Origin of the sequence: Streptomyces prunicolor NBRC 13075 (assembly GCF_000367365.1) — a bacterium.
GTDB lineage: Bacteria > Actinomycetota > Actinomycetes > Streptomycetales > Streptomycetaceae > Streptomyces > Streptomyces prunicolor.
Genome location: NZ_BARF01000048.1, coordinates 26,109 through 44,985, shown reverse-complemented (window position 1 = coordinate 44,985; position 18,877 = coordinate 26,109). Strand labels below are relative to the sequence as shown.

Below are 18,877 nucleotides of genomic sequence, written 5' to 3'. Positions count from 1 at the left end.
GCGTGACAACACCGCTGCCGTCGTTCCCCGTTCGCAGTACGAGGTGATCCTCGTGTCTTCGGCCGTCCGGTGTCCGCTGCGCGGCCGACACCGGATGCCCGTGACGTGACAGCTTCTTGACGCTCCGTCAAATCACCTCACCTGCACGGGAATTGCGCTGCCCTGTATGGAATCACTTTCGAAAGGCCACGGGCCGTGCGCACCGAACGCCCTCTCACCACCCCGCTCTCCGCCGTCCGCAACCTGGGCATCCTCGCCCACGTCGACGCCGGCAAGACCACCGTCACCGAGCGGTTCCTCTACCTCACCGGCACCACCCACAAGCGCGGTGAGGTCCACGACGGCACGACCGTCACCGACTTCGACCCCCAGGAGCGCGACCGTGGGATCACCATCTTCGCCGCGGCCGTCACCTGCGCCTGGGACGGTCACCGGATCAACCTGATCGACACCCCGGGCCATGTCGACTTCGCCGACGAGGTGGAACGGTCCCTGCGTGTCCTCGACGGCGCGATCGCGGTGTTCGACGCCGTCGCGGGCGTGGAGCCGCAGAGCGAGTCGGTGTGGCGCCAGGCCGACCGGTACGGCGTGCCGCGTATCGCCTTCGTCAACAAGCTGGACCGCGCGGGCGCCGACCTCGACACGGCCGTCGCCTCGATCCGGGAGCGGCTCCATCCGGCGCCGCTGGTGGTGCAGTTGCCGATCGGCACGGAGGACGGCTTCACCGGCGTCGTCGACCTGCTGTGGCTACGGGCCCTGGTGTGGACCGATGGCAGCGACACGGCGGAGGAAGTCCCGGTCCCGGAAAGCCTGTTGGAGGAGGCGCGGCGACGCAGGCGACTGCTGGAGGAGGCGGTGGCGGAACTGCACGCGGGTGCGCTGGAGGAGTTCTACGACGAATCGGCCCTGTCCGCCGAGACGTTGAGCTCCGCGCTGCGCGACCTCACCCGCACCGGCGACGGTGTGGTCGTGCTGTGCGGCTCGGCCTACCGCAACCGTGGCATCGAGCCGCTGCTGGACGCCGTAGTGGCGTATCTGCCCTCGCCGTCGGACGTACCGGCGGTGCGGGGGACGTACGACGGTGGCGAGCAGGAGCGGGCGGCCGATCCTCAACTGCCGTTCTCCGCACTGACGTTCAAGGTGAGTGCGACCGCGACCGGCCGGCTGACGTATCTGCGGATCTATTCGGGCACGATCGAGAAGGGAGACACGGTGTGGGACCCGGGCGTACGGCGCACCGAGCGGATCGGGCGCATCCTGCGGGTGCAGGCCGACCGGCACGAGCGGCTGGACCGGGCGGTCGCCGGGGACATCGTCGCCGTGGTCGGGCTGAAGTCCGCCCGCGCCGGCTCGACCCTGTGCGCACCTGACGCCCCGCTCGTCCTCGAACCGCCCACGGTCGCCGACCCGGTGGTCTCCGTGGCGGTGGAGGCGCGCAGGAGCACCGACACCGATCGACTGGCTTCGGCATTGGCCCGACTGGCCGAGGAGGACCCCTCGTTGGTCGTCCGGACCGACGCCGAGACCGGCCAGACGGTCCTGTCCGGCATGGGCGAACTGCACCTGGAGGTCGCGGTGGAGAAGATCCGCCAGGCCACCGGTGTGGAGGTCAACGTCGGCCGCCCCAGGGTCGCTTACCGGGAGACGGTCGTGCGAGGGGTGTCCGGACTGGTGTACCGGCACGTCAAACAGGACGGAGGATCAGGGCAGTTCGCGCATGTGGTGCTCGATGTCGAGCCGCTCGACGGTCTCGGCTTCGAGTTCCGCTCGGCGGTCGTCGGCGGGCGGGTGCCGCAGGAGTACGTCCGCTCGGTGGAGGCCGGGTGCCGTGACGCCCTCACCGAGGGGCCGATCGGCGGCTTCCCGGTGACCGGGCTGCGCGTCACGCTGACCGACGGGGCGACCCATGTGAAGGACTCCTCGGAGCAGGCGTTCCGCACGGCCGGTCGGCTAGGCCTGCGGGAAGCCCTGCGCGCCTGTACGACGGTCCTCCTCGAACCGGTCGTCGAGGTCACCGTCACCGTGTCCGAGGACGCCGTCGGCGGAGTACTCGGCGACCTGGCCGCACGGCGCGGCCGCGTCACCGGCTCGACGACCCGCACGGGTTCGGCGATCGTCACGGCGACCGTGCCGCTGGCCGAACTCTTCGGCTACGCAACGCGGTTGCGCAGCCGGACACAGGGCCGGGGCACGTTCACCGCCCGGCCGACGGGGTATGCGCCCGCGCCGGGTGCGGTGACCGTCCGATGACGGTGGCGGGTGCGGACCGAAGGGGGAGCTTCGGCCCGCACCCGCCACGTACTGAGGGACTCCGGGTGGTCTCCATGGACTCCCGGGGGTCTCACGGGCTCCCGGGATTTCGGAGACTCCCGAGGTCTCAGGGGTACGAGACCACCGTGGACGGGATCGTCGACGTGCCCGAAGTCGGCGAGCCCGTCTCGTTGATGACGTGCTCGTACTGGCCCTGCCCGCCGAGCGAGACGACCAGCAGGTCGTGGAACTTCACGCCCGAACGGTTCGGTGCCGCGAAGCCGTTGTGCTGCACGATCGTCGGGGCGACGTTGTAGTAGCAGTAACTGCCCAGGCCCCAGCCCTCGTGCACGGTCACGCTGTCGGCGACCTTGTACGCGGCGTAGCCCTTGATCGAGCCGTTCTGGATGGCCGCCTGGTTCGGGGCGTCGTACGCCTTCTCGTTCTGGAAGAAGATCGTGCGGCCCCGCTCGCCGTTCCACTGCACGTCGTACTTGTTGAAGTGCTCGACGAACAGGCCGGTGGCCAGCACGTCGGCGCCGTTGACGACGAGGCCGTAGTCGGCCCGGTTGGTGTCCCAGCCGATGCCCGTGCCGTGGTCGGCGCGCCAGAGCCAGGTGTGGTCGACGATGGTGTGGCGGTTGTTGATGACCATGCTGGTGGTGGCCTTGCCCGCGCCCGCGCCGCCGATCCGGACGAACACGTCCTGCACGGTGGTCGGGTTGGCGGAGTGGTCCGTCGTCGTGCCCGACGGGCCGACTTCCAGCAGGGTGTTCGAGTTGACGGTGCCCGCGTCGATCAGGAACCCGGCCAGCCGTACGCCGTCGACGTCGGCGGTCTTCAGGGCGGTAACTCCGTTGTCGGGGACGAGAGTTGCGTAACCCAGGCCCAGCACAACGGTGTTGGCGCGGTTCACCTGGATCGGCTGGTCCAGGTGGTAGATCCCCGGGGTCAGCAGGAGGTGAAGTCCCTGTGTGAGCGCCTGGTTGAGGGTGGCGGCCGTGACGCCCGGCTTCGCGACGTAGAACTGGGAGAGGGACAGCGAGGTGCCGCGGGGTGTGCCGTTGCCCCACGTCACCCCGCTCGCGTTGGTGCGCTTCTCCGGGAGGAAGACGCGGTACTCGGTGCCGTTGAGGTACAGGAAGGGCTTCTCGCGGGAGACCGGGGTCGTGGCCAGCGTGGTGTACACCGGGTTCGGGAAGCCCTGTGCCGGTGCGCCCTGCACGCCTGAAAACACCATGTTCCAGACGCCGTTGAGCCAGCTGCCGATCGCGCTGTCCCGGGTGTACCACTGCTGTTGCGAGTACGGCTGGACCTGGCCGTCGATCCGGCTGTCGGCGATGTAGCCGCCGCTGGCCCAACCGTAGCCGTTCGGGGAGAGGTTGAGGCTGCCGCGCACATGCATACGACGGAAGGGGGCCGCCTGAGCCACGGCCCACCTGTTCGTACCGCTGACGGGCACGAGCGCGAGGTTCTCCGCCGAACGCCAGAAGTTCTGGGTGGCGTTGCCGTTGAACCAGCCGGCGTCGACCGTGATGTCACCGTTGATCGTGGTGTCGTCGGGGGAGAGGCCGAGCCCGGAGATCGAGGTGTAGAAGCCGAGTTGGGCGTTGAGTCCGCTGTACGTGCCCGGCTTGAACAGCAGTTGATAGCGGCCCGTGCCGAACTGGGCCGTCTCCTGCTGGGCGAAGATCTGGTCCAGCCTGGCCTGGATGCCGGCGGTGGACGGGTCGAAGACGATCACGTTGGGGCCGAGATCGCCGCCGCCCGGCAGGGCGGCAAGTGGCTTGTTCGCGGCGGGAGTTGTGGGGGCGGCGGAGGCGGGGGTGGGCAGTCCGGCCAGCGCGCTCACGGCTGCGGCCGCACCGAGAACGGTTCTGCGGGGAACTGAGGACATGTCGCGGCTCTCCTTGTTCATGAAATGAACGCCGGTGGGGTTGGGAGCGCTCTCTCGCGGGGGAATGCTTCAGGTCCGTGAACGCGGCCGTCAAGAGGTACGACCGAGTTCGACGAGTGGCGTCCAAACTCTTGACGCCTTTGGCTTCCGAGGTTTAACTCACGTCCTAAATTAAGTCGTGAGTGCATTCCCTGAAGGGACACCCGGAGTATGCGCAGCATCCGAGCCGCGGCCGTAGGCGCCGTCACCATGTCACTCGCCCTAGCGGCCACGGCCTGCGGAGGCGGTTCGTCCACGGGTGGGGGATCCAACGACTCGCCCAAGACGCTCACCTACTGGGCCTCCAACCAGGGCGCCAGCATCGCGATCGACAAGAAGGTCCTCCAGCCCGAGCTCGAGAAGTTCAAGAAGCAGACCGGCATCACCGTGAAGCTGGAGGTCGTGCCCTGGTCCGATCTCCTCAACCGCATCCTCACGGCGACGACTTCCGGCCAGGGCCCCGACGTCCTGAACATCGGCAACACCTGGAGCGCCTCGCTCCAGGCCACCGGTGCCTTCCTGCCGTGGAGCACGGCCAACTTCGCGAAGATCGGCGGCAAGGACCGCTTCGTAGACTCCGCGCTCGGCTCCACCGGCGCCACCGGCAAGGACCCGGCCGCCGTCCCGCTGTACTCGATGGCGTACGCGCTCTACTACAACAAGCAGATCTTCGCCGACGCGGGCATCTCCCAACCGCCCGCCACCTGGGCCGAGTTGGTCGCCGACGGAAAGAAGATCGAGGCGAAGGGCAAGCAGGCGCTCGGTGCCGAGGGCGCCAACGTCTCCGAGAACATCCACCACACCTTCGTCTTCGCCAAGCAGCACGGCGCCGAGTTCTTCACCGCCGACGGCAAGGCCGACTTCACCAACGACGGTGTCGTGGCGGCCGTCAAGCAGTACGTCGACCTGATGGCCAAGGACAAGGTCATCCCGGTCGGCAACGCCGAGTACGCGCAGAACCAGTCGGTCAGTGACTTCGCCAAGGGCAAGACGGCGATGCTGATGTGGCAGTCGGCCTCCGCCAACCTCAAGTCCCAGGGGATGAGCGAGAGTTCGTACGGCATCGCCCCGATACCCGTGCAGTCCGGCAGCCCGGGCACCGGCGTACAGACCAACTCGATGGTGGCCGGCATCAACCTCGCCGTCTTCAAGAACACGAACAACTTGGACGGTTCCACCAAGTTCGTGAAGTTCATGACGAGCGACGCCGAGCAGAAGATCCTCAACACCGCCTACAGCTCCATCCCGCCGGTGAAGACCGCGCAGGAGGACACCGCGTTCAACACCCCCGCGAACGCCGTCCTGAAGAACACCCTCGCCACCAGCGCCGCCGCGCTGCCGCAGGTCGCCGACGAGTCGCAGTTCGAGACGGCGGTCGGCACGGCCGTCAAGAACCTGTTCGCCGACGCCGCCGCCGGCCGCGCGGTCACGACAGCGTCGGTCAAGGCGGAGCTCGAAAAGGCTCAGCAGCAGATGCCGGCGAAGTGAGTGCGACTGTGACGAGCACTGTCACCCCGGAGGCCGCCGTGCGGAAGAACCCTTCCGACCCGGCGGCCCCCGGCCCGCGCCGGCGGCGCGGCGAACGGATCCGCCGTATCGGACTGCCCTACCTGCTGCTCCTGCCCGCCCTGATCCTCGAACTCCTGGTCCATCTGGTGCCGATGGTCATCGGCATCGTCATGAGCTTCAAGGAGCTCACCCAGTTCTACATCCGCGACTGGGGCACCGCGCCCTGGACCGGTTTCGGCAACTACAAGGTCTCGGTGGACTTCAGCGCCCCCGTCGGCAAGTCGCTGCTGCACTCTTTCTTCGTCACCGTCGCGTTCACCCTGCTGTCGGTCGCCTTCTGCTGGCTGCTCGGCACGGTCACCGCGATCTACATGCAGGACAACTTCCGCGGCCGGGGATTCCTGAGAGCGCTCTTTCTGATCCCCTACGCGCTGCCGGTCTACGCGGCCGTCATCACCTGGGTCTTCATGTTCCAGCACGACAACGGCCTGGTGAACCACGTCCTGCACGACCAGCTGCACATCACCGGCAAGCCGTCGTTCTGGCTGATCGGCGACAACAGCTTCTACGCGCTGCTCATCGTGCACGTGTGGAAGGGCTGGCCGTTCGCCTTCCTCATCGTCATGGCCGGCCTGCAGAACATCCCCAAGGAGTTGTACGAGGCCGCGTCCATCGACGGCGCCGGCATGTTGCAGCAGATCCGCCGCATCACCCTGCCGTCGCTGCGCCCGGTCAACCAGGTGCTGGTCCTCGTCCTGTTCCTGTGGACGTTCAACGACTTCAACACGCCGTACGTCCTGTTCGGCAGGGCGGCACCCGAGGCCGCGGACCTCATCTCGGTGCACATCTACCAAGCCTCGTTCGTCACCTGGAACTTCGGCACCGGCTCGGCCATGTCGGTCCTGCTGCTCCTGTTCCTGCTCGTCGTCACCGGCGTGTATCTCGTCATCACCTCACGCGGACGGAGGTCGGCCGATGTCTAGTGCCAGTTCCCCGATGGCCCCGCCCCGCTCCTTCATCTGGTCGCGGCGGATCTTCCTCACCCTGCTCGCCGGCTTCGTCCTGGTGCCGGTGTACGTCATGCTCTCCAGCTCCCTGAAACCGCTCTCGGACGTCACGGGCAAGTTCCGCTGGCTGCCGAGCGGCCTCACGATCCGCCCGTACATCGACATCTGGTCGACGGTCCCGCTCGCGAAGTACTTCATGAACTCGCTGATCGTGTCCGTCGCAGCGACCCTCTGCTCGGTGGTGATCGCGGTCTTCGCCGCGTACGCCGTCAGCCGCTACGAGTTCCGCGGCAAGCGCGTCTTCACGGTCACCGTCCTGTCCACCCAGATGTTCCCGGGCATCCTCTTCCTCCTCCCGCTGTTCCTCCTCTACGTCAACATCGGCAACGCCACGGGCATCGCCCTGTTCGGCTCGCGCGGCGGCCTGATCCTGACGTATCTCACCTTCTCCCTGCCCTTCTCCATCTGGATGCTGATCGGCTACTTCGACTCCGTGCCAAGGGACTTGGACGAGGCGGCGCTGGTCGACGGCTGCGGACCGCTCGGCGCACTGCTGCGCGTCGTCGTACCGGCCGCGATCCCCGGCATCGTCGCGGTCGCCGTCTACGCCTTCATGACCGCGTGGGGAGAAGTGCTCTTCGCCTCCGTCATGACGAACGACTCGACCCGCACGCTCGCCGTCGGACTCCAGGGCTACTCCACGCTCAACGACGTGTACTGGAACCAGATCATGGCCGCCTCGCTGGTCGTCAGCGTGCCCGTGGTCGCCGGCTTCCTGCTGCTGCAGCGCTATCTCGTCGCCGGGCTGACGGCGGGCGCCGTCAAGTGACCGACCCGACCAACTCCGCTGACCGTAAAGGGACTTCAGTGACCATCGATTTCGCCGCACTCCCGCACGACTTCCTGTGGGGCACGGCCACCGCGGCGTACCAGATCGAGGGAGCCGTCGCCGAGGACGGACGCGCGCCGTCGATCTGGGACACCTTCTCGCACACTCCCGGAAAGATCGCGAACGACGACAACGGCGACGTCGCCTGCGACCACTACCACCGCTGGCGCGAGGACCTCGGCCTGATGCGCGAACTCGGCGCCAACGCCTACCGGTTGTCGATCGCCTGGCCCCGGGTGATCCCCGGCGGCGACGGCCCGACGAACCCCAAGGGCCTCGCGTTCTACGACGAGTTGGTGGACGGACTCCTGGAGGCGGGCATCACCCCCTCCGTCACCCTCTACCACTGGGACCTGCCCCAGGCCCTCCAGGACCGCGGCGGCTGGCCCGAGCGAGCCACCGCCGAGCACTTCGCCGCGTACGCCTCGGTCATGGCCGAACGCCTCGGCGACCGCGTCACCCACTGGACGACCCTCAACGAGCCCTCCTGCTCGGCCTGGATCGGCCACCTCGAAGGCAAGATGGCCCCGGGTTGGACCGATCTAACGGCCGCCGTCCGCGCCTCCTACCACCTGCTGCTGGGCCACGGCCTGGCCGCCCAGGCGATCCGCGCCGCCGCCCCGAACGCCCAGGTCGGCATCGTCAACAACCTCTCCACGGTGTATCCCGCGAGCGACCGCGACGAGGACGTACAGGCGGCCCGCCGGCAGGACGGCCACGTCAACCGCTGGTGGCTGGACCCGATCCACGGCCGCGGCTTCCCGGCCGACATGGTCGAGACGTACGGCGTCGAACTCCCGGAACAGCCGGGCGACTTGGCGACCATCGCCGCCCCGCTCGACTGGCTCGGCCTGAACTACTACTTCCCGGCGACCGTCGCGGACGACCCCACCGGCCCCGCCCCCTACACCCGCGCCGTGCGCCGCCTCGGCGTCCCGCGCACCGGCATGGACTGGGAGATCGACGCGTCCGGCATCGAGACCCTGCTGCTCCGCCTCACCGAGGAGTACGACCCCCGCAGGATCTACGTCACCGAGAACGGCTCCTCGTTCCCCGACGTCGTACGCCCCGACGGCACCGTCGACGACCCGGAACGCCAGGACTACCTGGTCCAGCACCTCGCCGCCTGCGCCTCGGCGGCCCGCAAGGGCGCCCCGCTGGCCGGCTACTTCGCCTGGTCGCTGCTCGACAACTTCGAGTGGGCGTACGGCTACGAGAAGCGTTTTGGACTGGTCCACGTGGACTACGAGACCCAGGTCCGCACGATCAAGGGCTCCGGCCGCCGGTACGCGGACATCATCCGCGACCACCGCAGCCGGGCCCGGCGCGCGGCCTGAGCAAGGCCGCCCCGGTGGGCGCGGGCGGGGGAGCCCGCACCCACCGGGGCACCACCACCCTCATATCTGTCATGCGCACGACAGTCAGCTGTACGTCAGCACGAGCACCCCCAGAAGGAGATCCGCCCCTCAAGGAGACCCGCATGCCCGCACGCACCCTGCTCACCGCGCTCACCGCACTGGCCCTGCTCTCCGCCACCCCGGCCCTCGCGGCCCCCGCCCCGCAGGCCGCGGCCGCCGCGACCTGGGACACCGACCGCGCGGCCGCCGCCTACGCCGCCAACCCGGCCGCCGTCACCGCCTCCGGCAGCGAGAACGCCGGCACCGCCCCGGGCCTCGCCTTCGACGGCGACGGTGCGACCCGCTGGTCCAGCAACTTCGCCGACGACGCCTGGATCCGCCTCGACCTCGGCACGACGATCCGCATCGACCGCGTCACCCTCGACTGGGAGACCGCCTACGGCAAGAGATACGTCCTGGAGGTCTCCAAGAACGGCACGGACTGGACGCCGTTCTACACGGAGACGGCGGGCACCGGAGGCTCGGTCACCACCAGCACGTACCCCCAGGAGGTGACGGGCCGTTACGTCCGGATGCGCGGCTTGGAACGTGCCACGCCCTACGGCTACTCGCTCTACTCTTTCAAGGTCTACGGCGGTGAGCCGGCCGCCGCGTCCACGACCCGCACCAACCTCGCCCTGAACCACCCCGCGTACTCCAACTACTATCAGCACAACGGCAATTCACCGGCGTACGTCACCGACGGCGGCTGGCCCGCCAACCTCAAGGACGACGCGAGCCGTTGGTCCAGCGACTGGAACGCCGACCGCTGGGTCTCGGTGGACCTGGGCGCGACCTCGACGATCGACACGGTCGACTTCTACTGGGAATCGGCGTACGCCGTCGACTACTTGCTCCAGGTCTCGGACGACAACACCACCTGGCGCACGGTCTACGAACCCTCGGCCGCCGACATCGCCGCCCGCCGCGCGAACATCCAGGCCCCCGCCGACGCGACCGGCCGCCACGACACGGTCACCCTGCCCCAGCCGGTCACCGGTCGCTACGTCCGCATGCTCGGCAAGGAACGCCGCTCCTTCTACAACCCGGCCCCCTACACGGCCCAATTCGGCTACTCGCTCTACGAGTTCCAGGTCTGGGGCACCGGCGGCAGCGCGGCGGCGGCCTACCCCGCACTCCCCGCCGACCAGTCGGGCACGTACCAGACGGCGTTCTTCGACGACTTCACCTCGGCGGCCTTGGACCGATCCAAGTGGCGGGTCGTCCGGACCGGCACGGAGATGGGCTCGGTCAACGGCGAGTCCCAGGCGTACGTCGACTCGACGGACAACGTCCGCACGCAGAACGGTGAGTTGATCCTCGCGGCGAAGTACTGCAAGGGCTGCACCCAAGCGGGCGGCGGTACTTACGACTTCACGTCCGGCCGCATCGACACCAACACCAAGTTCGACTTCACGTACGGCAAGGTCAGCGCCCGCATGAAGCTTCCGGTCGGCGACGGATTCTGGCCCGCCTTCTGGCTGCTCGGCAGCAACGTCGACGACCCGTCGGTGTCCTGGCCCGCCTCCGGCGAGACCGACATCATGGAGAACATCGGCTACCCGACCTGGACGAGCACGGCCCTGCACGGCCCCGGCTACTCCGCCGACGGCAACATCGGCGCCCGCCAGACCTACCCGAACGGCGGCACGGCCGACCAGTGGCACACGTACGCCGTCGAGTGGACCCCGACCGGGATGCGCTTCTACGTCGACGACAACCTCGTCCAGGAGACCACCCGCAACAAACTCGAATCGACCCGCGGCCAGTGGGTCTACGACCACAACCAGTACGTCATCCTCAACCTCGCCCTGGGCGGCGCGTACCCGGCCGGTTGGAACCAGGTCACCACGCCGTACTGGGGCCTGCCGCAGTCGAGCGTCGACAAGGTCGCGGCCGGGGGAGTGCAGGCGGAGGTGGACTGGGTGCGGGTCGAACAGAAGAAGTGACAGCTGGACCGGTCCGGAGCGCGGCGCCGGACCGGTCCGTTCCACCGCCCGACAATCCGGTTGCCGCACACGAGGACCCCTGACACGCTCACGCCCATGCCGACCTTCGCCGCACCCGACGGAACCCGCCTCGCGTATCACGCATCGGGCGACGGCCCGCCCCTTATCTGCCTCCCCGGCGGCCCGATGCGCGACTCGGCATACCTGGGCACCCTCGGCGGCCTGACCGCCCATCGCCGTCTGATCCGGCTGGATCTACGGGGCACGGGCGAGTCGGAGGTCCCGAGGGACCCGGCGTCGTACCGCTGCGACCGCCTGGTGGACGATGTCGAGGCGCTGCGCGAGGAGTTGGGCCTCGACCGGATGGATCTGCTCGCCCATTCGGCGGGCGCGAACCTGGCCGCGCTGTACACGGCCCGCCACCCGGAGCGCGTGGCCCGACTGACCCTGGTCACCCCCAGCGTCTACGCGGTCGGCATCCCGATCTCCGCCGAGGACCGCCTGGAGGTCGCGCGACTGCGCGGGTCCGAACCGTGGTTCGGACCCGCGTTCGCCGCCCTGGAGGAGATCACCGCCGGCCGAGCGACCCCCGGCTCCTGGCCGGCCATCGCGCCCTTCGCCCACGCCCGTTGGGACGAGACGGCACGCGCCTTCGACGAGGCCGACGCCAAGGAGAAGAACGCGGAGGCCGCGACCGCCTACGCCGCCGAAGGCGCCTTCGACCAGGCCGCCACCCGCGCTGCCCTGGCCGACTTCCGGTCCCCGGTGCTCGTCCTGGCCGGGGAGTTCGACATCTCCGCTCCGCCGCGCGCGATGGCGGAGTACGCGGGACTGTTCCCGAACGCGGAGTTCGCGGTTCAGCCGGGCGCGGGGCACATGCCGTGGCTGGACGACGCGGAACGGTTCGTCGCGGCCGTGTCGGCGTTCACGGCCTGACCGACTGCTCCCTGGGCCTCAGCAGTCCCTGAACTCCGGTGACTGGTTCAGCACTTGGGACCGCACCGACGTGAACCGAGCGTACGTCTCCCCGTCCAGTGCCGTCGGCCGGAACGCCGCCACCCGATGGCAGTTCTGGAAGGCCAGGGCCACTCCGAAGTGGCGCTCCAGGCTGCCCCGGATCGCGTCGCTGGCCAGCGCCCGCAGCAACTGGCCGCGTTCCTGCTCGGACGGGGGCGGGGTCTGGTTGTCGGTGAAGTCGGCTGTGCCGTCGCGGAGTTCGGTGGCGAGGTCGGCGATCAGGTCGTAGGCGTACGGCAGGGACGTGCGGACCGTGTCCACGAAGTCCGCCTCGCGGATGTCACCGTGCTCGGCTTCGGCGAGGAGCTTCGGGGAGACGTCGAGAGACATGAAAAGGGGTGTCCTGTCTGGTAGTTGGCGAACACTGAGTGAGCGAGTGAACGAGCGAGCAGGTGGTGGTCAGGGCTGTGGTGTCGGGCCCGGTACGTAATCCGGGTCCACCTGGGTCGCGAGATCCAGGCCCGTTGCCTTGTCCGCCCAGGCGTGGGCGTTGCGGAGGTGGAACTCGACGGCGTGGCGGTGCAGGGTCGGCCAGTCCCTGGGGTGGGCGTCGACGGCCTCGCGGAGGACGTTCAGGGCGTGGACGTTGTGTGACTCCAACTCGCCCTGCGCCCTGCCCTGTTCGGCGGCGCGGACGGCGGGGGAGTGGACCAGGTGGGTCAGGAGGTCGTCCCCCACCTCCTCCTTGAGGAAGAGCAGGTCGTCCTCGCCGGTGACCTTGTTGCCGATCACGGCCAGGCGGATGCCGAACTCCCGTGCGTGGTCGCGGTACTGGCGATAGACGGAGACGCCCTTGCGGGTGGGTTCGGCCACCAGGAACGTCAGGTCGAAGCGGGTGAACAGGCCGGAGGCGAAGGCGTCGGCGCCCGCCGTCATGTCGACCACGACGTATTCGCCGGGGGTGTCGACCAGGTGGTTCAAGTACAGCTCCACCGCGCCGAGTTTGGAGTGGTAGCAGGCCACCCCGAGGTCGCTCTCCTCGAACTCGCCCGTCGCCATCAGTGGAACGTCACCCGCACGGACCACATGACGGGCGTGCACCTCGTCGTCGCCGAGCAGACGCAGGAGACGTGAACCGCGTCCCGGTGGCGTGGTCTTGATCATGGCCTCGGGGGAGGCGATGCGCGGGTTGGTGCCGCGCAGGAAGTCCTTCAGCTCGGTCAGGTGGGCGGCCAGGGGTGGGGCGGTGACCGGTTCGGTGCCGGGAGACGTGTCGGGGGACAGCGCCTCGGCCAGGTGCTGGTTGATGTCGCCGTCGATGGCGAGCACGGGGGCGCCGGAGCGGGCCAGATGGCGGGCGAAGAGGGCCGAGAGCGTGGTCTTTCCGCTGCCGCCCTTGCCGACGAACGCGACGCGCACTACCGGGTCGCCACAATCGCGGTTTTGAAAATGAATGTCATGTGGCTAGGTTTTAGGGGGTGGCCGCGAGGCTGTCAAATCGAGTGGATCAAAGGCGATCCAGGAACGGTCCAAGGGTGATCAAGGCCTAGGAGTCTTAATGCATATGATGTGCAAGTGCTTGACTACTGCATCAGGGCGGCAGGCCCGGACGATATCGACGGTGCGCGTGCCGTGATGCTCGACACCGTCTACCGCGACTTCCATACCGGGTACGTGCCCCGCTGGCACGGCGACATCATCGACCCGGCCGCCGCCTACCTCGCCCCGGCCCGCCACACCCTCCTCGTGGCGCTCGACCCCGCCGACGGCACGGTCGTGGCGACCGGCGCCCTCGACTCCCGTGGACCGGTCCACCCGCCGAACCCGCGCGACCTCGCCGAGCGCTACCCCTCCGGCGAGACCGCGCAACTGCGCCGCGTCTACGTCCGCCCCACGCACCGTCGGCGCGGCCTCGCCCGGCATCTCGTCGCCGACCTCCTCGCGTTCGCCGCGGCCGACGGCGGTTACCGCGCCGTATATCTGCACACCGATCCCGCCGTGCCCGGCGCCGAGGCGTTCTGGCGGTCGCTCGGCAAGGTCGTGCACGACGAGCGCGACGATCCGGACGGCGAGCACGGCGGGCACGGCGGGCACGGCGGAATCGTGCACTTCGAACTGGGCATGGAGCGATAGCCGCGATGCGATTCCGACGTACAAGTGCCCGTACAAGTAGCCGTACCGGTGCCCGTATGCATACGCGTATTGGACCGATCCAACGGCCCCGACTGCTTCTCGCTCTTGCCCTCGCCCCGCTGCTCACCGGCTGTTTCGCCTCCGCCGGTGGCGAGAGCGGAGAGGCCACCGGTGAGTCCGGTTCGCGGCTGCGGGTGGCCCTCGCGTTCCCGCCCGCCGAGAGCCTCTCCCCGTACGGCGCCGACGCCACCATCCTCAGCCGTCTCGGTGTCACCGAGGGCCTGACCTCGCTGGACGCCAACGGCTCCGCCGCCCCCGCGCTCGCGCGGTCCTGGCAGCGGGAGGGGGACCGGAGTTGGCTGTTCACCCTGCGCGAGGCCACGTTCCAGGACGGCACCGAGGTCACCCCGGCCCGCGTGGCCGCCGCCCTCACCCACGCCACCGGGGCGAAGCCCGCCCCGGCCGCGCTGTCCGGTGTCACTCTCACCGCCGAGTCCGCGGGCGGTGACCGTATCCGCATCCACACCAACTCCCCTGATCCGGTACTGCCGTTGCGGCTGGCCGGTCCCGCCCTCGCCGTCCTCTCGCCGAAGGCGTACGAGGAGAAGGGGCGCGTCGACCCGGTCGGCACCGCCACCGGCCCCTTCGAACTGACGAAGGTCACCGGCTCCACGGCGGCCACGCTCGACCGCTTCGACGACTACTGGGGCGGCCTCGCCCAGGCCGCCGGAATCGACGCACGGTTCATCGCCGACGGCACCGCCCGCACCAACGCCCTGCGCACCGGTCAGGTCGACCTCGCCGAGGCGATACCCGTCGCCCAGGCCGCCACCTTCGCCCCGGCCACCCGCCGCGAGACCGCCACCACCCGCACCACGAGCCTCCAACTGAACACCAGGACAGGCCCGTTCAAGGACCCGAAGCTCCGGGCCGCCGCCCGCGAGGCCGTCGACACCTCCGCACTCGCCAAGGGCGTCTACGAAGACCACGCCGACGCCGGAGCGGGCATCTACGGCCCCGCCGTCACCTGGGCCGCGAGCAAGCGCGAGCAACCGGCCGGGCGCGCGAGGGCCGTTAAGCCCACCGGGACGGCGATCACCCTCGCCACTTACGACAACCGCCCCGAACTCCCCGAAGCAGCACAGGTGTTGAAGCAGCAGCTGGAACAGGCCGGATTCAAGGTCGAGTTGGAGGTCCGCGAGTACTCACGGATCGAGAGCGACGCGCTGGCCGGGAAGTTCGACGCGTTCGTCGTCGCCCGCAACACCCTGGTGGACACGGGCGATCCGGTGGCCGTACTGGCCAGCGACTACACCTGCGACGGCGGCTACAACCTCGCCCTGCTCTGCGACAAGGACGTCGACCGGGCCGTGGCGAAGGCCGAGGGCGCCGCCGACACCTCCGCACGCCAGAGCGCGGCGATGGCGGCCGAGGCCGAGATCCTGGGCACGGACGCCGTCGTGCCTCTCGTACACCAACGGGTCGTCACCGGCGTCGGAACTTCGGTCAAGGGCGTCCTCCTCGACCCGTACGAGCGCACGCTCGTCGGCCCCGGAACCCGGCGCTGAACCATGCCGCACCGTACGACCGCGCTCCTGTGGCGTGCCTTCCTCGCGGCCGCCCTCGTGTGCGCGGTGGGCCTGCTGCCCTGGCTCACCCGCACCGACCCGGCCCTCACCGTCCTCAAGGCACGCTCGGCCGAACGCGACCCCGACCCCGAGGTACTCGCCGCCGTCCGCGCCCAACTCGGCCTCGACGACGGCCCGTTGCGACTCCTGGGCCACTGGCTCGGCGGCCTCCCGCGCGGCGACGCCGGGCACTCGTGGATCTCCGGCGCCGAGGTCATGCCCGGAGTGCTCCAAGCCCTGGGCGCGTCCCTGCTGTTGATGGGCGCGGCAGCCGTAGTGGCCGTCGCCACCGCCGGGTTGGTGTGCGCGCGCACGTTGCGACGGGGCGGGCGTACGGCTGGGCGTCCCGGCGGCACCGGCTCCGCCGTGCTCGCCGCGCTGCCCGAGTTCCTCACCGCCTCCGTGCTCGCCACCGTCGTCGGGGTGCAGTTCGGGTGGTTGCCCGCGCTCGGGTGGTACGGGCCGCGGTGGATGGTGTTGCCCGCGCTCGCGCTCGGGTTGCCCGCCGGGGCCGTGCTCGGGCGGTTGCTCGATGATCTGCTGCCGGGGGCGTTCGCCGAGCCGTGGGTGCGGGCCGCTGCGGCGCGGGGGCTGCCCGGGCGGCGGATCGCGCGGCAGGCCGTGCGGCGGTGTCTGCCCGGACTGCTGCCCAACATGGGGCTGTTCGTGGTCGGGTTGACCGGCGGGGCCGTCGCCGTCGAGCAGATCTTCGACATCCCCGGGCTCGGGCGCACCACCCTCCAGGCCGCCCTCGCCCAGGACTTGCCCGTCCTCCAGGCCGGCACCCTCGCCCTTCTTCTGCTCGCCGCCGTCGCCGCCGGACTCTTCCACCTCGCGGCCCGTCTCCTCGTCGGCCCCGCACTGCGCGCCGACGCCCTCCCCTCCCTCCACCGGCCCAGCACCTCAACTGCTCGACGAACCCCGCCCCTTGTCTACGGCGCGCTCCTCCTCTCCGTCGTCGCGCTCGGCCTGCCCCGCGATCCCCTCGCCCTCGACACCGCACTGCGTCTCCAACACCCCACCTGGGCCCACCCGTTCGGCACCGACGCGCTCGGCCGGGATCTCCTCGCGCGGGTCGCCCACGGCGCCGTCGACACCCTGCTGCTCGCCCTCGCGATCAGTGCCGTCGCGCTCGGCACCGGCGTACTGCTCGGACTGTTGCCCCGGCTGTCCGGGCCGCTGGTCGACACGGTGAACGCCCTGCCGCCGGTCCTCGCCGCGCTGTTGGTCACCGCCGTGGCCGGCAACGGAAGCGCCACGCCCGCTCTTGCCGTGGCCGCCCTCGCCTGGACCCCCCTCGCGGCGCACACCTCCGCCCTGCTCCACCAGGAACGCGCCACCCTGCACGTGACCGCCACCAGGGGTCTGGGCGCGGGCCGTTGGCACCTCCTGCGCCACGCACTCCTGCCCGCCGTCCTGCCACCCGTCACCCGGCACGCCCTGCTCCGTCTGCCCGGGGTCGCCCTCGCCCTCGCCTCGCTCGGCTTCCTCGGCCTCGGCGCGCAACCGCCCTCCCCGGAGTGGGGCCTGCTCCTCGCCGAGAACCAGCCCTACGCCGAACGCGCCCCCTGGGCGGTCCTGGCCCCCGCCGCCGTTCTCGCCCTGCTCGGCGCACTGGCGGTCACGGCTGCCGGAAGCATGCAAGGGACCAACGAACGAAGGGAGTTGGCCGCTCGGTGACCTCAGTGGCCCTCGTGCGTACCCCGCTCTCACCACTGCTCCGGCTGCTGATCCTCACCCAACTCGCCTTCAACATCGGCTTCTTCGCCGTACTGCCGTTCCTCGCCGAGCACCTGGCGGAGGCGATCGGCATGGCGGGCTGGCTCGTTGGGCTTGTGCTGGGGCTGCGGACCTTCAGTCAGCAGGGGTTTTTCGTGGTCGGCGGAGCCCTCGCGGATCGGTACGGCGTACGGCCCGTGGTGCTCGCGGGGTGCGTGCTGCGGATCGCCGGGTTCGGTTGTCTCGGGTATGCGGGGGAGACCTGGAGTGTCGTCGGAGCCGTGCTGCTCATCGGGTTCGCCGCCGCGCTGTTCTCGCCGGCCGTGGAGTCGGAGGTGGCGCGGCAGGCGGTCGAGTGGGAGGAGACGGGCGGGGGATCCCGCACCCGTGTGCTCGCGTTGTTCAGCGTCGCGGGTCAAGTCGGGGCGTTTGTGGGGCCGTTGCTCGGTGCGTTGCTGCTCGCGGTGGACTTCCGGGTGACGTGTCTCGTCGGGGCCGGGGTCTTCGTACTCGTTCTCGGCGGGCACGCGTGGTTGCTGCCGCAGCACATCTCCGGGCGGAACATCGCCGGGAGGGCGCAGATCACCCAGAAGGGCGGCATGCGCACCCTCGTGCACAACAGGCCTTTCCTGGCGCTGTGTTGTGCCTACGGCGCCTATCTCCTCGCCTACAACCAGCTCTATCTGGCCCTCCCCGAGGAGGTGGAGCGCGCGGCGGGCTCGCAAGCACCGCTGGCCTGGTTGTTCGCGCTGTCGTCGCTGTTCGTGGTGAGCGCGCAGTTGCCCGTGACCCGTTGGGCGGGGGAGCGGCTCGACCCGCGCCGGTCCATGGCGGCGGGGCTGCTGCTGATCGCCGTAGGGTTCACGGCCGTGGCGGTGGCACGCCCCGCCCAACTCACCGGCACCACCGGGCTGTTGCCCGCGACCGCCCTCGTCGTCCTGCTCACCCTTGGCCAGATGCTCATCGCCCCGGTCGCCCGCGCCTGGGTCCCCGACCTCGCCGAGCCCGGCCGTCTCGGCCTCTACATCGGGGCCCTTTCCTCCGTCTCCGGCCTGATCGTCCTCCTCGGCAGCGCGGCCACCGGCACCCTCCTCGAGACGGGGCTGCCCGTGGCCGTGCCGTGGCTGGTGCTGGCCGTCGTACCGGTCGTGGCGATCGGGTTGTTGCCGCGCCGAAAGTGAGCCGCGCTCGAGCCGCCGTATCCACGCATGTCCGGGCGACCGCGCATGAATCCCCAGGCCGGCGGCCGGCGGCCGGCGGCCGGCGACCGGCGACCGGAGTTGCCGGTCTTGCGGGGGATGAGCCGCCAAGGGGCGTCCGTGTCCCCGCGATTGGACCGGTCCTCCGCTTCCTGCGCCCCTGGCTCCCTGGCTCCCCGGCTCCCCGTATCCCGGTAAATCGACGCATGCCCGCACGAGTCCGCCCACCCGAACTGAACGCCCCACCCGCCCCCGCCGTACCAAGCCATGAACCAGATATGAGCTGCCCCCTATACCGCCATCG

The 18,877-nt window shown here is 69.9% G+C and carries 14 protein-coding genes; 11 read left to right on the top strand and 3 right to left on the bottom strand.

The features are described 5' to 3' along the window. Positions 1–195: 195 nt before the first annotated feature. On the top strand, positions 196–2,250 hold the full coding sequence (fusA, locus tag SPR02S_RS21490) for an elongation factor G (RefSeq protein ID WP_019059061.1): 2,055 nt from the start codon (positions 196–198) through the stop codon (positions 2,248–2,250). Between the two features lie 127 nt (positions 2,251–2,377). On the opposite strand, the gene SPR02S_RS21485 is transcribed toward fusA, so the two are convergent. Next, positions 2,378–4,147, bottom strand: coding sequence for a pectate lyase-like domain-containing protein (locus SPR02S_RS21485; RefSeq protein WP_019059060.1), 1,770 nt, complete (start codon positions 4,145–4,147; stop codon positions 2,378–2,380). A 210-nt stretch (positions 4,148–4,357) separates the two neighbouring features. Between SPR02S_RS21485 and SPR02S_RS21480 the strand changes: the two genes are divergently transcribed. The 6 genes from SPR02S_RS21480 to SPR02S_RS21455 all read left to right on the top strand — a co-directional run bounded on the left by SPR02S_RS21480 (position 4,358) and on the right by SPR02S_RS21455 (position 11,873). Continuing rightward, positions 4,358–5,674 (top strand): ABC transporter substrate-binding protein, encoded by a 1,317-nt coding sequence (locus SPR02S_RS21480; RefSeq protein ID WP_019059059.1) that lies wholly within the window; start codon positions 4,358–4,360, stop codon positions 5,672–5,674. A gap of 8 nt (positions 5,675–5,682) precedes the next feature. Beyond that, positions 5,683–6,678, top strand: a complete 996-nt coding sequence (locus SPR02S_RS21475) for a carbohydrate ABC transporter permease (protein ID WP_019059058.1) — start codon at positions 5,683–5,685, stop codon at positions 6,676–6,678. Continuing rightward, a complete protein-coding gene (locus SPR02S_RS21470) occupies positions 6,671–7,531 on the top strand; it encodes a carbohydrate ABC transporter permease (RefSeq protein WP_078622954.1) in 861 nt (286 codons plus the stop codon). The genes SPR02S_RS21475 and SPR02S_RS21470 overlap by 8 nt, the downstream gene beginning before the upstream one ends. 38 nt (positions 7,532–7,569) lie before the next feature. Then, positions 7,570–8,928, top strand: a complete 1,359-nt coding sequence (locus SPR02S_RS21465) for a GH1 family beta-glucosidase (RefSeq protein ID WP_019059056.1) — start codon at positions 7,570–7,572, stop codon at positions 8,926–8,928. 143 nt (positions 8,929–9,071) lie between these two features. Continuing rightward, positions 9,072–10,937 carry a discoidin domain-containing protein gene (locus SPR02S_RS21460; RefSeq protein ID WP_019059055.1) on the top strand — a complete coding sequence of 622 codons (1,866 nt, stop codon included), beginning with the start codon at positions 9,072–9,074 and terminating at the stop codon, positions 10,935–10,937. 96 nt (positions 10,938–11,033) lie between these two features. Next, positions 11,034–11,873 carry an alpha/beta fold hydrolase gene (locus tag SPR02S_RS21455; RefSeq protein WP_019059054.1) on the top strand — a complete coding sequence of 280 codons (840 nt, stop codon included), beginning with the start codon at positions 11,034–11,036 and terminating at the stop codon, positions 11,871–11,873. Positions 11,874–11,891: 18 nt separating this feature from the next. On the opposite strand, the gene SPR02S_RS21450 is transcribed toward SPR02S_RS21455, so the two are convergent. Next, a complete protein-coding gene (locus SPR02S_RS21450; RefSeq protein ID WP_019059053.1) occupies positions 11,892–12,284 on the bottom strand; it encodes an SCO5389 family protein in 393 nt (130 codons plus the stop codon). A gap of 69 nt (positions 12,285–12,353) precedes the next feature. Next, entirely contained in the window at positions 12,354–13,313 is a 960-nt protein-coding gene (locus tag SPR02S_RS21445) for an ATP-binding protein (protein ID WP_019059052.1), read from the bottom strand. 156 nt (positions 13,314–13,469) lie between these two features. Here SPR02S_RS21445 and SPR02S_RS21440 point away from each other — a divergent pair, with 156 nt between their 5' ends. Genes SPR02S_RS21440 through SPR02S_RS21425 form a run of 4 tightly spaced genes read left to right on the top strand, consistent with a single transcriptional unit; the run spans position 13,470 to position 18,555 of the window. After that, positions 13,470–14,027 carry a GNAT family N-acetyltransferase gene (locus tag SPR02S_RS21440; RefSeq protein WP_019059051.1) on the top strand — a complete coding sequence of 186 codons (558 nt, stop codon included), beginning with the start codon at positions 13,470–13,472 and terminating at the stop codon, positions 14,025–14,027. Between the two features lie 56 nt (positions 14,028–14,083). After that, complete coding sequence (locus SPR02S_RS21435; RefSeq protein ID WP_019059050.1) at positions 14,084–15,595, top strand: ABC transporter substrate-binding protein; 1,512 nt, start codon at positions 14,084–14,086, stop codon at positions 15,593–15,595. A 3-nt stretch (positions 15,596–15,598) separates the two neighbouring features. Then, the gene (locus SPR02S_RS21430; RefSeq protein WP_019059049.1) at positions 15,599–17,335 is read left to right on the top strand and encodes an ABC transporter permease subunit; all 1,737 of its coding nucleotides are present in this window, start codon (positions 15,599–15,601) and stop codon (positions 17,333–17,335) included. Further along, positions 17,332–18,555: an MDR family MFS transporter gene (locus SPR02S_RS21425; protein WP_019059048.1), complete on the top strand. Its 1,224-nt coding sequence runs from the start codon at positions 17,332–17,334 to the stop codon at positions 18,553–18,555. The genes SPR02S_RS21430 and SPR02S_RS21425 overlap by 4 nt, the downstream gene beginning before the upstream one ends. Positions 18,556–18,877: the final 322 nt, after the last annotated feature.

What these genes read in the sequence shown, in the direction of transcription:
- SPR02S_RS21485 (WP_019059060.1), bottom strand. Translation starts at nt 4,147, where the DNA reads ATGTCCTCAGTTCCCCGCAGAACCGTTCTCGGTGCGGCCGCAGCCGTG.
- SPR02S_RS21480 (WP_019059059.1), top strand. Translation starts at nt 4,358, where the DNA reads ATGCGCAGCATCCGAGCCGCGGCCGTAGGCGCCGTCACCATGTCACTC.
- SPR02S_RS21470 (WP_078622954.1), top strand. Translation starts at nt 6,671, where the DNA reads ATGTCTAGTGCCAGTTCCCCGATGGCCCCGCCCCGCTCCTTCATCTGG.
- SPR02S_RS21460 (WP_019059055.1), top strand. Translation starts at nt 9,072, where the DNA reads ATGCCCGCACGCACCCTGCTCACCGCGCTCACCGCACTGGCCCTGCTC.
- SPR02S_RS21455 (WP_019059054.1), top strand. Translation starts at nt 11,034, where the DNA reads ATGCCGACCTTCGCCGCACCCGACGGAACCCGCCTCGCGTATCACGCA.
- SPR02S_RS21450 (WP_019059053.1), bottom strand. Translation starts at nt 12,284, where the DNA reads ATGTCTCTCGACGTCTCCCCGAAGCTCCTCGCCGAAGCCGAGCACGGT.
- SPR02S_RS21435 (WP_019059050.1), top strand. Translation starts at nt 14,084, where the DNA reads ATGCATACGCGTATTGGACCGATCCAACGGCCCCGACTGCTTCTCGCT.
- SPR02S_RS21430 (WP_019059049.1), top strand. Translation starts at nt 15,599, where the DNA reads ATGCCGCACCGTACGACCGCGCTCCTGTGGCGTGCCTTCCTCGCGGCC.